Origin of the sequence: Bacillus sp. RC251 (assembly GCF_044908765.1) — a bacterium.
In the GTDB taxonomy this organism is placed as follows: Bacteria; Bacillota; Bacilli; order Bacillales; family Bacillaceae_G; genus Bacillus_A; species Bacillus_A wiedmannii.
Genome location: NZ_JBIYDP010000002.1, coordinates 208,444 through 222,292, shown reverse-complemented (window position 1 = coordinate 222,292; position 13,849 = coordinate 208,444). Strand labels below are relative to the sequence as shown.

Sequence of the window (13,849 nt, the reverse complement as noted above, 5' to 3'; positions counted from 1 at the left end):
CCTACTTTATGCAGTTTTTTTCTTTTTCCATAAAATCGCACCAATTAAAATAAGAACTGCTATCATAACAATTGTACCACCTGGTGCTAGATCAAGTTGATATGAAGCAAACATTCCACCAATTACTGCAATTTCACCAAATAAAATGGAAAAGAAAATTGTTTGTTTAAATCCATTCGCAATACGAATACTTGCTGCAACTGGTAACGTCATTAATGATGATACGAGGAGAACCCCTACTACACGCATTGATACTGCAATAACAAGAGCAACCAATATAATGAAAATAAAGTGAATCCACTTTGCACTCAAACCGGTTGATACAGCATATTCCTCATCAAACGATAGTAAAAATAACTCTTTGTATAATAAAGTGATCGTTACAATAACAACAATTGCTACAATGCCGATGATTATTAAATCCGTACTTGTTACAGCACTTACACTCCCAAATAAATAACTAAATAAATCAGTGTTAAATCCATTTGCAAGTGATATAAAAATAACCCCAATTCCCATTCCTGCTGAAAGAATAATCGGAATTGCTAATTCTTGATAATGTTTATATACAGTACGTAATTTTTCAATTAGTAACGCCCCACCAATAGAAAAAATCATTCCCATATATAACGGATTTAAAAATCCTCCTGTGAAAATTGTTTTTTCTAGTAGTAAACTTGCAGCAATACCCGATAATGTCACGTGACTTAAAGCATCCGCAATAAGCGACATTCGGCGAATGACAACAAATACACCGATAAGCGGCGCAACAAGTCCTATTAAAATCCCTGCATATAAAGAATTCCGTAAAAAGTCATATTGTAAAAAATCTTGTATCATTATATCCTCCCGTGATGCTCATGCTCGTGTTCTAAACGATGAACATGATGTCCATATAAGACGGACATTTCTGCATCTTCTAACTCTCGGAACTTCTCTACATTTCCATGGAAATGTAGATGTTGGTTTAAGCATGCAACATGTGTTACCTTCTCTGTAACAGCTCCCATATCATGAGTAACGAGAATTAATGTGATTCCTAACCTTTTGTTTAAATCCTCTAATATCTCATAAAAACTTTCTACATTCTTCACATCGATTCCAACAGTGGGCTCGTCCAAAATAAGTAATTCAGGATCACTAACGAGCGCACGAGCAATAAATACACGCTGTTGTTGTCCACCAGAAAGTTCTCCGATATTGCGCCCTTGAAACGCACTCATCCCTACATCAGCAATCGCTTTTTCTACCTTTTCCTTATCGTTTTTCGTGAAAAAGCGAAACAGCCCTTTTTTCGAAACGAGTCCCATTGATACCACTTCAAAAACAGTGGCCGGAAAACCAGAATTAAAGCTATTTGCCTTTTGCGACACATAACCAACTTTGTTCCATTCTTTAAACTTCTTACTGTCAACACCAAACAAACGAATACTTCCCTGTTTTGGCTTTAAAACGCCTAATAAACATTTTAGCAAAGTTGATTTCCCAGAACCATTTGGTCCAACTAAACCTAAAAAAGCTCCCTTCGGAACTTGCAAATTAATATCTTCTAACACATTTCGATCTTCATATCGAAATGACAATCCTTCTATTTCTAATATATTATTCATAGCATCTCACCTATTTTAATTCAGAATGATTCCGATTTATATCTATTTGAATTATAGTACAGCTTATTATAGTTGTAAACCAATCTGCCTAAAATATATCAATTTTTTCAAGAAACCTTACTATTATAACAAAAAGCAGAGAAAAATTCTCTGCTTTCGAAAAATATTCCTATAAAGTGAAACTTTAATCAGTGGGGGTTTTCTTCATCCCCCACTGATTATTAGTTGAACCAATCGGACGTTTACGGACAGTTGATCTCCCACCTAACTTCTTTGCTCCAACTGAATTTTGAGGTGGGAGTTTACTGTCCGTTAACGCGGGATAAAATGAAACCTTAATCAGATGAGGCCATCCCCTAACGATTGGCGAGGATTTTTACTGGATAAATTTTCTAGTGGATAGCCGATTTAAACTTGCCACCATTTGTCTCTTGTGTATTCATAATCGTAACAAACGCATTCGCATCAATTTCATACACAATTGATTTTAACTTCGTCACTTCCAGACGCGTTACAACTGCATAAATAACTTCTTTTTCTTTATCCGTGTAACCGCCTTTCGCTACAAGCTTTGTAGTTCCACGACCAAGACGATGCAAAATCGCATTTGATACTTCCTCATATTGATCTGATACAATTAAAACTGCTTTCGTTTCATCTAAACCTTGAATGACTGTATCAATTGTTTTGAATGCAATATAGTACGTCATAACAGAATACATAGCTTGTTCAACACCAAATACAAATGCTGCCCATGCAAAAATGAATAAGTTCACAAACATTACAAATTCGCCAACAGAGAAAGGTAATTTCTTCGTTAATAAAATACCCATAATTTCTGTTCCGTCCATTGATCCACCATGGCGAATAACGAGCCCTACACCAATACCTAAAATAAGACCACCAAACACTGTTGCTAAAATCGGCTCTGTTGTAAATGGTGGAACAGCATGTAACGTTGATTCAATAAACGCTAAAGCTACAATACCGAACGCCGAAGATAACATGAACGTTTTTCCGATTTGCTTATAACCTGAATACATAAATGGGATATTGAGAATAACGACTAAAGTAGAGAAACTTAACCACCAAATATTAGGAGTAAGATAATCTAATATAAGAGAAATACCAATAATTCCACCATCAATAATTTTATTTGGCATTAAAAATAGTTCAATCGCTACCGCTGCGCATGCTGCCCCAAAAATAATCATAACTAAACGATAAATAAGATGGATAACACTTTCTTTTCGATGTTGCTTTTGTTCCATAAGTCCTCCTTATACTCTTTTTCTATAGTTTTGTCCTTATATTATAACATACGCTTCTTTTTCTCATGAAAAAAGAAACTCTATACGAATATGTACAAGCTACGTACTCATATATTTCGATAGAAGAACGTGTGAAGGAGGATAACTCAATGAACCTCATTAAACAACTTGTAAATAAAAAATTAAATCATATTTCTACAAAAGAGTTATTGAAATATAGTAAAGAGTATGAAGTTTCTATTACGACTGCACAAGCGGATCAAATTGTTTTACTTATGAAAGGAAAAAATATTAACATTTACGATAATGACGAACGGCTAGAGCTCTTAAAACAAATAGCAAAAGTAACCTCCCCTGCTACTGCCCAACAAGTAAATACTTTATTTCAGCAACTACTAAAATAAGGAGGGGAAAATCCCCTCCTTATTGCTTATTGCGCTTTAATTTTCTCAAGAATTCCTTCATCAAAAGTACCATTTTTCAGCATTTCGATTTCTAATTTATATGGTGGCTTCTTATCTTTTTTATCTTCACCTACATATGGCGTTTCAAGAATTTTTGGTACGTGCATTAACTGCGGATGATGCACAATATGATGTAACGCTTTATAACCGATATGACCGAAGCCGATATTTTCATGACGGTCCTTTCCTGCGCCACATACATTTTTACTATCATTAATATGAAGTACTTGCAAACGATCCATACCAACAATCTTATCAAATTCATTTAATACGCCGTCAAAATCATTTACAATATCATATCCTGCATCGTGCGTATGACACGTATCAAAGCATACTGATAATTTTTCATTATATTTTACACCATCAATAATCTTTGCAATTTCTTCAAAGCTACGACCGCATTCTGTTCCTTTTCCTGCCATCGTTTCTAACGCAATGTTAACCGTCTGCTCTGGCATTAATACTTCATTAAGCCCTTTAATAATTTGTTGAATACCAGCATCCGCTCCTGCACCAACGTGCGCACCTGGGTGAAGAACGATTTGTTTCGCTACACCTAATGCCGATGTTCTTTCAATTTCCATGCGAAGGAAGTCTACACCTAATTGGAATGTTTCTGGCTTCGTCGTATTCCCAAGATTAATAATATATGGCGCATGTACGATAATTTCCTCAATACCGTTTAGTTCCATATGTTTTCTTCCTGCTTCTATGTTCAATTCTTCAATTGGTTTTCTTCGTGTATTTTGCGGTGCACCTGTATAAATCATAAACGTCGTTGCACCGTATGAAACAGCCTCTTCACTTGCTGCTAATAACATTTTCTTACCACTCATAGAAACATGAGATCCAATCTTTAACATACAATCACCTCTTCAATATACAATAGATATAATGATAGCATAATTTGTAGAAATATGTAGCGAATTGTTTGTTCCTAAAACACTACGCAAATTGTAACTAGCTACACCGAAACTTTAATCAGTGTTTTTCCATTCCCCACCGATTATTATCCCGCAAATATCCGGATAAAAAAAGATAAGGGGGCTCCCCTTATCTTTTTTTATTGCTATATTTTTTCTTCACTTTATCACGTTCTGTTGCAAGTTTACGTTTATAGTTTGGTTTTACTTTTTTCGGCTTTTTAATAACTTTCGTTGCCATAACATCAAGTTCATCATTTGGTTTTTTACGGCTCTTACGACGACGACGTTCACCTAAATCCGCCCACTCATCTCCGCGTAACTCTACATGCTTGAACTCAATATGACGTTGTTTTTCTAAACTATCTAACGCTTCTTCGTTTGCTGGATCATAAATCGTCACTGCAATACCTGAATGCCCCGCACGTGCTGTTCTTCCAACGCGGTGAACGAAGAAATCTAAATCTGATGGAAGTTCGTAGTTAATAACATGACTAATTCCTTCAATATCAATACCACGTGCTGCTAAATCAGTTGCAACAATATATTGGAATTCAAGATCACGAATTTGTTTCATCATTTTTTTACGATCACGCGGTGATAAATCTCCGTGAATTCGTCCAACTTTTAAGCCACGTTCCATTAATCCGTCAGCAACCTGATCCGCCATCTTCTTCGTATTCGTGAAAACAACTGCTAAATACGGTTTAAATTGTAGCAACATTTTGTTCACTAAATCGATTTTGTTACGATGTTTAGAAGGTACTAAATAATGCTCAATATTCCCAGCCGCAACTTGTTTTGGATTGATATGAATATGCTCTGGATTCTCCATATATTTCTTCAGAAACGGTTTTAATTTTTGAGGAATTGTTGCAGAGAAAACTAGCATTTGCAAGTTTCTAGGCATGCGTGATGCAATTTTGTCTACATCATGAATGAATCCCATATCAAGCATTAAGTCTGCTTCATCGACAATAATAGTATTTGCTTTATGAACAAATAATGCTTGTGCTTCCACTAAATCTTTAATACGTCCTGGTGTTCCAACTACAATATGAGGTTGTTTTTTCAACTTTTCAATTGATCGTTGTTTATCAGTTCCACCAATTAAACAACGTGCTGTAATCATTTGATCTTCCGCACAAAACTTTGTTAATTTCACGATTTCTTCGTAAATTTGTTGTGCTAACTCACGAGTAGGCGCTGTAATAACAAGTTGTACTTCTTCACGACTTGCATTAATTCTGTTCAATGTAGGAAGTAAGTATGCATGTGTTTTCCCAGAACCTGTTTGGGATTGTCCAATTACACTTACACCTTTTTTCACGACCGGGAAAATTTTCTTTTGAATTCCTGTCGGCTCTGTAAAGCGTAGTTCACGAACTGCATCTATTAAAAATGGTTTAAAGTCATACTGTGTAAAAGTTTGTTGTGTCATAAGTTACACCTTCTTTCTAAATTTCTACTGCGCGCACAAATCAGCCAAGTCTACATTATATCGAAATCTACAAGTAAAATCCATCTTTAGTTTAGGTTTTTACTTCAAAAACTAACCTTCTTCCCTCTTATTGCATATTGTATGTGTATATACCTAACTGAAGAAAGGAGGATTTCTCACATGTTTCCAAAATCCCACACAAGGCAAATGTATCCGAATCAAGGACAGCAACCTTATACACCATATCCAATTCCACAACTACCACCGATGGCACAAAAAAAGAAAGGGTTCCTTGCTAAACTCTTTAAAAAACACGATCCAACCGAGCCTTTCATGCAAATGGTTCCACCTTATCGACAAATAGATGGACCGCCGCCAATGATGCACCAGCAACCGCCGCCCCAATATCAACAACAATACCAATACCAACAACAATACCCGCAGCAATACTCACAACAATATCAACCATACATGCAGCAACATCCAGAGCAAATGATTCCCCCTCAAATGTATGAATCAAATGAAACGCGCGGCGGTGCAGCAACTACAGCAGCATCAAGTAGCGGCATCGGCAGTTTTTTTGCAAATTTAATTTCGAATCCAACTAATATGATAAACAATATTGAAAAAGTATCCCAAGTCGTTCAATCTGTAAGCCCTGTCGTCGAACAGTACGGTCCTATTATGCGTAACCTACCAAGCATTGTTAAAATCCTCACCTCTGGAAAAAGTACGGAAGAAAATCCAACTAAAAATCCAACTGAAGACATAACAGAAAAGGTTGAGGTAGCAACTCCGCCTCCTCCACAAAAAAAAAGAAAAAGAAAAAAAATAGTGATTGAGCCTGTCATAGAAAAAGAATTACGAGAGGAGCCTGTTCAAAAAATAGCAACAAAACCAAAACTATATGTGTAACAATCCTTTGTTTTCTATCCATTCCTCCTTTATAATGTAAAAGACTATGCACAAAAGTATCCCTTGTTTAGAAGGAGAGGATTACTCATATGAAAATTGTTAAAATTTCCCCTCGTGGTTATTGCTACGGTGTTGTGGACGCGATGGTTATTGCACGTAACGCCGCATTAGATACATCATTACCAAGACCTATTTATATTTTAGGTATGATTGTTCACAACAAACATGTAACAGATGCATTCGAAGAAGATGGCATCATTACATTAGACGGTCCAAGTCGATTAGAAATTTTAGATAAAATCGAATCTGGTACTGTTATTTTCACTGCACACGGTGTTTCTCCAGAAGTTAAACAACGTGCAAAAGAAAAAGGTTTAACGACAATCGATGCCACTTGTCCAGATGTTACAAAAACACATGACCTTATTGAAGCAAAGAAAGCTGAAGGTTACCATGTCATTTATATCGGCAAAAAAAATCATCCAGAACCAGAAGGCGCAGTTGGTATTGCACCTGACATCGTTCACCTTATCGAAAGAGCTGATGATTTAAAAACATTAGAAATTCCAACAGATAAAATTTTAGTTACAAATCAAACAACGATGAGCCAATGGGATGTTCAACATTTAATGGAGGACATTCAGAAAAAATTCCCAACAGCAGAATTCCATAAGGAAATTTGTTTAGCAACTCAAGTTCGCCAAGAAGCTGTCGCTAAACAAGCTGATGTTGCAGACTTAACAATTGTTGTCGGTGATCCGAAAAGTAACAACTCAAACCGTTTAGCACAAGTATCACAAGAAATCGCTGGTACGAAAGCATATCGCGTTGCAGACGTAAGTGAGATTAAATTAGAGTGGCTACAAGGTGTAGAAAACGTAGCTGTTACAGCAGGTGCTTCTACTCCAACTCCAATTACAAAAGAAGTTATCGCTTTCTTAGATCAATATGATCCAATGAATCCCGCTACATGGGAGAGAGTTCGAAAAGTACCATTACAAAAAATATTACCTCGTGTAAAAGTGAAAAAAGAACAATAATAAAAACCGTTGCCTATATGAGCAACGGTTTTTATTTTTCTTATACAAATGTAAATGGATCCGTATGTAATTGCGAAGCATGAATGTGTACATTGAATTTCTTTGCATCCACTTTTTCTTGTAATTGCTTTTGTACACCTTGCTTCATTACTTTTTCAACGTTATGTCCTGGGTCAATTATATTTAAACCGAGCATCATAGCATCATGAGCAACATGATAATACATGTCACCCGTTACATATACATCCGCTCCTTTAAATTTAGCTTGATTGATGTATTTGTTACCATCGCCACCAAGTACAGCTACTTTGCGCACTTTATCATCTAATTTCCCTACAACTCTTGCGCCCTTCACATCTAATGATTGCTTTACATGTTCCGCAAACTGTCCAAGTGTCATTTCTTCTTGTAAATATCCTATTTTTCCAAGCCCTAATGTTTCACCTTTGTTATCAAGTGGATACACATCATATGCTACTTCTTCATATGGATGTGCAGTTACCATTGCTTTAATCACTTTTCGTTGTAGTGAAGCTGGAATTATCGTTTCGATTCGCACTTCTTCTACGCGTTCTAACTGCCCAGTTTCCCCGATATAAGGATTTGTTCCCTCTTGAGGTACAAACGTGCCTGTACCCTCGCTATTAAACGTACAGTGGCTATAATTGCCGATATGACCAGCACCTGCGTCTCCTAATGCTTTTCGTACTTCTTCTACATGAGTTACTGGCACAAACACAACAACTTTTTTCATTTCTTCTGCATATGTCGGTGCCAAAACTTCTGTATTTTGCAATCCTAACGCCTCAGCAAGTAAATCATTTACCCCGCCCTTAGCAACATCCACATTTGTATGTGCTGCATAAATGGCGATATCATTTTTAATACACATTTCAATAATTCTTCCGTACGCTTTATCTGTATGAATCGCTTTTAACGGATTAAAAATTAAAGGGTGATGTGCAATAATGACATTCGCCCCTAATTGAATTGCTTCATCCACAACTTCCTCCGTTACATCTAACGCAATCAATACGTGTTGTACGGGTTTATTAAGCGCTCCAATTTGCAGGCCAATCTTATCTCCTTCCATCGCCAAATGCTTCGGATACATACTTTCAAATAAAGAAATAATTTCATGGCCATTTGGAATTTTACTCATGATAAAACCTCCCCTATCATTTTCATTTTCGCTTCTACTTCCGCACGCTTCGCTTTTGTTTCTTCAGAATCAGCCGCACGTTCTAACTGCTTTAAAATATTTTGGAAGTTTTTCAATTCTCCTTCCCATTTTTCAACGAAAGCCTCACTTTTTTCTTTTATTAAAAATGGTCCCATAAACAATTCAGCTTGTTTATTTTCAGAATAAGGCGACGCGATGTTTCCTCGCTCTCCTACTAAAATCTCGTAAATTTTCCCATCTTCTTTTACGATTTTTTCATGGATAAGTTCCCATCCATTCTCAATAAACCATTCACGAATGTGATGCGCTGCAATATTCGGCTGTAAAATTAAACGCGTTACACCTTCTAATTTTTCTTTACCACTTTCTAAAATGTCACGAATTAACGCCCCGCCCATTCCGGCAACCGTAATTACATCTACTTCTCCTGGCGCGATAACAGCTAATCCATTCCCTTTACGCACATCTACTTTATCTTGTAAGCCACTTTCAGCTACAGTTGCTTGCGCAGAGCGAAATGGCCCCTCTACAACCTCTCCTGCAACTGCTTTTGTAGCAATATTATTTATAATTGCATAACACGGTAAATACGCATGATCTGATCCAATATCAGCAACTGTAGATCCTACCGGTATTTCACGCACAACTTCTTCTAATCGTTTTGAAAGCTTTACTTCATTCATGTATTTCCATTACTCCTTCTCTTGTCAGTCTGTCTCCATGATAATGAATTTATAGTAGTTGTTGCAAGCCTATAACAACAATTCACTTCTCTATCATTCATCGTATTTTAGAAAATATAGAAAAACAAGCCTTTTGCTTAAGCAAAAGGCTTGTCATACGGAACTTTATTTTTTCTTCGATAACCAATCAGCTACTTTAGCAGCTTGATCAGCTGGGACTATATTTGGTGGCATGTTCCCTTTACCTTTCGAAAGAATTTCTTTAATTTCATCTTTTGAAAGTTTCCCACCAATTTTTTGCAAATTAGGTCCTACTGCCCCTTGTAATTGATCACCGTGGCAGCTCGTACAGCTTTGTTTCACAATATCCTCTGGCTTTGATGCTGTTTGTGCTGGCTTCCCGCCATTTTTTGCATCAGCTAACTCTTTAGATTTATTTAGCCCCTGAAATGAAAATACAAACATAACGATAATACCTAATGCTGCAATAAGAGCGAACGGAATCAGCGGATTACGTTTCATATCTCTTCTCCCCCCTCTATACCCCTAAATAGTTAGATGATTCAGTCATTTCCATTGTACTTGAAAACGCTCTATCAGAAAAGAGTAAACTACTAATCGTTAAAAATATTCCATAAATTCAGTTTATTGTTTTTTATTGTTATATCGCTTATTATTTCGATAATTATTAACGTTTCTCATCATATTTTTCACTTTTCTACATATATTTTTGTATAGAATACACAAAATTAATCGAAAAATCGAAAAATGAGCATTTGCAAATCAAAAGACAATTCTGTAAAATAAATTACAAGAAATTGTAATCGTTGCTGATAGCTAAAGTTTAACAAAAGTTAACAAAATAAAAAAGTTTACTTCACAAAGGTGAAGTAAACTTAAAGGTAGCCTATTCTAAGAAATCCTTAAGACGCTTACTACGGCTTGGATGTCTTAATTTACGAAGTGCTTTTGCTTCAATTTGACGGATACGTTCTCTCGTTACGCCGAATACTTTCCCAACTTCTTCAAGCGTACGAGTTCGTCCATCATCTAAACCAAAACGAAGACGTAGAACATTTTCTTCACGATCTGTTAGTGTATCTAACACATCTTCTAATTGTTCTTTTAGCAATTCATACGCTGCATGGTCCGCAGGCGATGTTGCTTCTTGGTCTTCAATAAAATCACCTAAATGGGAGTCATCTTCTTCACCGATCGGTGTTTCAAGAGAAACTGGCTCCTGTGCAATTTTTAAGATTTCGCGTACTTTTTCTGGAGCAAGATCCATTTCTTCACCAATCTCTTCTGGAGATGGTTCGCGTCCTAAATCTTGTAGTAATTGACGTTGTACACGAATTAACTTATTAATCGTTTCAACCATATGAACTGGGATACGAATTGTTCGTGCTTGGTCTGCAATCGCACGTGTAATCGCTTGGCGAATCCACCAAGTTGCATACGTACTAAATTTGAAACCTTTACGATAATCGAACTTTTCAACCGCTTTAATTAGACCCATATTCCCTTCTTGGATTAAGTCTAAGAAAAGCATACCACGGCCCACGTAGCGCTTTGCAATACTTACTACAAGACGTAAGTTTGCTTCTGCAAGACGACGTTTCGCTTCTTCATCGCCTTCTTCAATACGCGTTGCAAGTCGAATTTCTTCTTCTGCAGATAGTAAATCTACACGACCAATTTCTTTTAAATACATACGAACGGGATCATTGATTTTAACCCCAGGTGGTACACTTAAATCATTAAGGTCAAATTCTTCTTCCGCTTTTGTAATTTGGCGATTATTAGGACCTTCGTCGTTATCATTATCACCAACTAAGTCAATCCCTTGTTCACCTAAATATTCATAGTATTCATCCATTTGATCGGATTCAATTTCAAATCCATTCATGCGTTCTGCAATCTCTTCATATGTAAGAACGCCACGTTTTTTTCCGAGCTCAGTGAGTTGTTCTTTCACTTGCTCAAGGGTCATTTCAGTTTCAATTTGTTTAGAACGAGCTGGTTTGTCAGCCATCTGTTCCCCTCCTTACGCGAGATACAAACATTCATTATACTAAAAATTTATCAAAAAAGCTATTTTCTCGCTTTTTGATTTTGTAAATATGCTACATAATACTTAGCAGCCTCTACAGGATCTGTTTTTTCCATTTGTTTTACCTTAAAGATGATTTCCATCTTTTCAAGTTTTTCTTGATGACGGGTGAGCGTCTCCAAATGGCCTTGTAACACTTCTTCTGTGTATTCTGGATTAATAAATTCATCCGTCGAAATATCAGTGATAATATTTTTCAACTTTTCATCAGAGAGCCAACTTAAAAATGTTCCGACTGAAGGTTCATTTCCCTTTTCATAATATGCGTATAGTTCATATAAAATCCCTTTATGTTCTTCTGTATGAAAATCTTCTATGTGGGATTCCATACGAACAGCCACTTCTGGACTTTGCAACATATGATAAATAATTTCTCTTTCTGCCCTTTCAAAACCTGTTAACTTCGGTTTTGTTTGAACAATTTGAGACGGCTTAGAAACCTGCTTTACTTGTTTTTGCTGTACCTTTTGTTCTTTGCGATATTGGTGCAATTGATTCAAAAGAGTTTCCATTGAATACGAAAATTCTTGCGATAATGACTTCAAATATGATTCTGCCTGCATCGCATCCTGTAGCAACGATAACTCTTTTAAAACACTTTTCACATATTCTTCTTTGCCAGACTCATCTTGCAAATTTTTCCCTAAACGCAAATAATTTATTTTAAAACCAACAAAACTTATACTTGATTTCACAAGATTTTCAAAAGCAGTTGTCCCATATTGTTGCACATATTCATCAGGATCAAGCTTATCTGGCAAGGATGTAACTTTCACTTGGCAACCAACTTTTAGCAATAATTGCCCTGCTTTCATCGTCGCTTCTCGCCCTGCTTTATCACCATCATAGCAAAGAACAACAGTTTCAACGTTACGTCGCAGAAGTTTTGCTTGTTCTTCAGTTAAAGCTGTTCCCATTGTCGCGACAGCTTCTTCCACACCACTTTTTACCGCAGCCATTACGTCAGCATACCCTTCAAAAAGGACCACTTGCCCACGTTTTCTAATAAACGGCCTCGCTTGGTGGAAGTTATACAACAATTTACTTTTATGAAAAATCGGTGTTTCAGGGCTATTTAAATATTTTGGAGTGTCATCTCCTAATGCCCTTCCACTAAACGCTATCACTTTACCTTGTAACGTATAGATTGGAAACATAACTCTTCCACGGAAGCGATCATAATGACTACCATCCTTCTCGCTTCTTATGAGAAGACCAGCTTGTTCCATACTAGACAGCGATAAACCTCTTTTTTGTAAAATTTTCGTTGCTGCATCCCAAGCAGGTGACGCATAACCAATTTCAAACTTCTCAATCATCTCTTTCGTAATACCACGTTTTAACAAATACGAAAGTGCTTCATTTCCTTCTTCTGTATTTACTAATAAATGATGATAATACTTTTTCAAAAGTTCATGAGCCTGTTGCATGATGACAGTGTCATCAGATATGTCTTCTTGTTGTCCTTGCCCTGATGTATACTCTGCAACCGCCATTCCATTTCTTTCACCTAGCTTTTGAACAGCTTCGGTAAAAGCCAATCCTTCCATTTTCATTAGAAAGGAAAATACATTTCCACCTTCTCCACATCCGAAGCAATGAAAAATTTGCTTATCAGATGAAACAGAGAATGAAGGAGAATTCTCACCATGAAATGGACAAAGGCCAAAATAGTTACGCCCCTGTTTTCTAAGTTGAACGTATTCACCAATCACTTCTACAATATCCGATGACGTCCGAATCTGTTCAACAACTTCTTCGGGAATTCTGTTCCCCATAAATCCATCTCCGTGTCGTATTTTGTATTCGATAAAAATTAAAAAATTCCTTTATAATTCGACAATATTTTTTCTAAACTTATTAGAAAGTGTTGTCGATCACGTTATCAAACGATTTTGTAGGCCCTTTTCTGCGTAATTTCGCAGATACGTACCTACTATATAAAATTGTATCCATTTGCTCACCTGTTACAAATGTACCTCCTGGAGACAATACATATACACTTTTTTACAAGGAGACTAGCAAGCACCATATCCTATGTGATCATGAGATCTGTTTTTTTCATGTTGATACATATAAAAAATCAACTGTAGCTTATTCAGTATCTACATAGATCCAATTTCCCTTGCTACTTCCTTAAACGATGAGCATACGATGTGACAAACAAAATTTCGACATGAACTTTCGTTCCAACTTGCACAATTTT

The 13,849-nt window shown here is 36.4% G+C and carries 13 protein-coding genes; 3 read left to right on the top strand and 10 right to left on the bottom strand.

Features of this window, described 5'->3' with window-relative positions; translation table 11 throughout:
- Positions 1 to 6: 6 nt before the first annotated feature.
- The 3 genes from ABH961_RS11005 to ABH961_RS10995 all read right to left on the bottom strand — a co-directional run bounded on the left by ABH961_RS11005 (position 7) and on the right by ABH961_RS10995 (position 2,881).
- The gene (locus ABH961_RS11005; protein ID WP_000613823.1) at positions 7 to 840 is read right to left on the bottom strand and encodes a metal ABC transporter permease; all 834 of its coding nucleotides are present in this window, start codon (positions 838 to 840) and stop codon (positions 7 to 9) included.
- Positions 840 to 1,610: a metal ABC transporter ATP-binding protein gene (locus tag ABH961_RS11000; RefSeq protein ID WP_001059648.1), complete on the bottom strand. Its 771-nt coding sequence runs from the start codon at positions 1,608 to 1,610 to the stop codon at positions 840 to 842. Before ABH961_RS11000 ends, ABH961_RS11005 begins: the two co-directional genes overlap by 1 nt.
- 392 nt (positions 1,611 to 2,002) lie before the next feature.
- Positions 2,003 to 2,881 (bottom strand): YitT family protein, encoded by an 879-nt coding sequence (locus tag ABH961_RS10995; protein ID WP_000435955.1) that lies wholly within the window; start codon positions 2,879 to 2,881, stop codon positions 2,003 to 2,005.
- Positions 2,882 to 3,030: 149 nt separating this feature from the next.
- Between ABH961_RS10995 and ABH961_RS10990 the strand changes: the two genes are divergently transcribed.
- Positions 3,031 to 3,285, top strand: coding sequence for a DUF2624 domain-containing protein (locus ABH961_RS10990; RefSeq protein WP_001048965.1), 255 nt, complete (start codon positions 3,031 to 3,033; stop codon positions 3,283 to 3,285).
- Between the two features lie 26 nt (positions 3,286 to 3,311).
- On the opposite strand, the gene ABH961_RS10985 is transcribed toward ABH961_RS10990, so the two are convergent.
- Together ABH961_RS10985 and ABH961_RS10980 are read right to left on the bottom strand one after the other, a co-directional pair.
- Positions 3,312 to 4,208 (bottom strand): deoxyribonuclease IV, encoded by an 897-nt coding sequence (locus tag ABH961_RS10985; protein WP_048541534.1) that lies wholly within the window; start codon positions 4,206 to 4,208, stop codon positions 3,312 to 3,314.
- A gap of 190 nt (positions 4,209 to 4,398) precedes the next feature.
- The gene (locus tag ABH961_RS10980) at positions 4,399 to 5,709 is read right to left on the bottom strand and encodes a DEAD/DEAH box helicase (RefSeq protein WP_000194012.1); all 1,311 of its coding nucleotides are present in this window, start codon (positions 5,707 to 5,709) and stop codon (positions 4,399 to 4,401) included.
- 180 nt (positions 5,710 to 5,889) lie between these two features.
- Here ABH961_RS10980 and vrrA point away from each other — a divergent pair, with 180 nt between their 5' ends.
- Together vrrA and ABH961_RS10970 are read left to right on the top strand one after the other, a co-directional pair.
- A complete protein-coding gene (vrrA, locus tag ABH961_RS10975) occupies positions 5,890 to 6,624 on the top strand; it encodes a VrrA/YqfQ family protein (protein WP_098681502.1) in 735 nt (244 codons plus the stop codon).
- A gap of 89 nt (positions 6,625 to 6,713) precedes the next feature.
- On the top strand, positions 6,714 to 7,664 hold the full coding sequence (locus tag ABH961_RS10970; RefSeq protein WP_000706674.1) for a 4-hydroxy-3-methylbut-2-enyl diphosphate reductase: 951 nt from the start codon (positions 6,714 to 6,716) through the stop codon (positions 7,662 to 7,664).
- Between the two features lie 40 nt (positions 7,665 to 7,704).
- Here the strand turns inward: ABH961_RS10970 and ABH961_RS10965 are convergent, their stop codons facing one another.
- The 5 genes from ABH961_RS10965 to dnaG form a co-directional block, all read right to left on the bottom strand.
- On the bottom strand, positions 7,705 to 8,826 hold the full coding sequence (locus ABH961_RS10965) for a Nif3-like dinuclear metal center hexameric protein (RefSeq protein WP_404519396.1): 1,122 nt from the start codon (positions 8,824 to 8,826) through the stop codon (positions 7,705 to 7,707).
- Positions 8,823 to 9,530 carry a tRNA (adenine(22)-N(1))-methyltransferase gene (locus tag ABH961_RS10960; protein WP_048541528.1) on the bottom strand — a complete coding sequence of 236 codons (708 nt, stop codon included), beginning with the start codon at positions 9,528 to 9,530 and terminating at the stop codon, positions 8,823 to 8,825. The genes ABH961_RS10965 and ABH961_RS10960 overlap by 4 nt, the downstream gene beginning before the upstream one ends.
- Before the next feature lie 165 nt (positions 9,531 to 9,695).
- Positions 9,696 to 10,052, bottom strand: coding sequence for a cytochrome c550 (cccA, locus tag ABH961_RS10955; RefSeq protein WP_000828145.1), 357 nt, complete (start codon positions 10,050 to 10,052; stop codon positions 9,696 to 9,698).
- 385 nt (positions 10,053 to 10,437) lie between these two features.
- Positions 10,438 to 11,565: an RNA polymerase sigma factor RpoD gene (gene rpoD / locus ABH961_RS10950; protein ID WP_000764061.1), complete on the bottom strand. Its 1,128-nt coding sequence runs from the start codon at positions 11,563 to 11,565 to the stop codon at positions 10,438 to 10,440.
- A gap of 59 nt (positions 11,566 to 11,624) precedes the next feature.
- On the bottom strand, positions 11,625 to 13,421 hold the full coding sequence (gene dnaG, locus ABH961_RS10945) for a DNA primase (protein ID WP_048541525.1): 1,797 nt from the start codon (positions 13,419 to 13,421) through the stop codon (positions 11,625 to 11,627).
- Positions 13,422 to 13,849: the final 428 nt, after the last annotated feature.

Coding starts and splice junctions, on each gene's coding strand:
- vrrA (WP_098681502.1), top strand. CDS start 5,890: ATGTTTCCAAAATCCCACACAAGGCAAATGTATCCGAATCAAGGACAG.
- cccA (WP_000828145.1), bottom strand. CDS start 10,052: ATGAAACGTAATCCGCTGATTCCGTTCGCTCTTATTGCAGCATTAGGT.
- dnaG (WP_048541525.1), bottom strand. CDS start 13,421: ATGGGGAACAGAATTCCCGAAGAAGTTGTTGAACAGATTCGGACGTCA.
- ABH961_RS10980 (WP_000194012.1), bottom strand. CDS start 5,709: ATGACACAACAAACTTTTACACAGTATGACTTTAAACCATTTTTAATA.
- ABH961_RS10985 (WP_048541534.1), bottom strand. CDS start 4,208: ATGTTAAAGATTGGATCTCATGTTTCTATGAGTGGTAAGAAAATGTTA.
- ABH961_RS10960 (WP_048541528.1), bottom strand. CDS start 9,530: ATGAATGAAGTAAAGCTTTCAAAACGATTAGAAGAAGTTGTGCGTGAA.
- ABH961_RS10990 (WP_001048965.1), top strand. CDS start 3,031: ATGAACCTCATTAAACAACTTGTAAATAAAAAATTAAATCATATTTCT.
- ABH961_RS11000 (WP_001059648.1), bottom strand. CDS start 1,610: ATGAATAATATATTAGAAATAGAAGGATTGTCATTTCGATATGAAGAT.
- rpoD (WP_000764061.1), bottom strand. CDS start 11,565: ATGGCTGACAAACCAGCTCGTTCTAAACAAATTGAAACTGAAATGACC.
- ABH961_RS10965 (WP_404519396.1), bottom strand. CDS start 8,826: ATGAGTAAAATTCCAAATGGCCATGAAATTATTTCTTTATTTGAAAGT.
- ABH961_RS11005 (WP_000613823.1), bottom strand. CDS start 840: ATGATACAAGATTTTTTACAATATGACTTTTTACGGAATTCTTTATAT.
- ABH961_RS10995 (WP_000435955.1), bottom strand. CDS start 2,881: ATGGAACAAAAGCAACATCGAAAAGAAAGTGTTATCCATCTTATTTAT.
- ABH961_RS10970 (WP_000706674.1), top strand. CDS start 6,714: ATGAAAATTGTTAAAATTTCCCCTCGTGGTTATTGCTACGGTGTTGTG.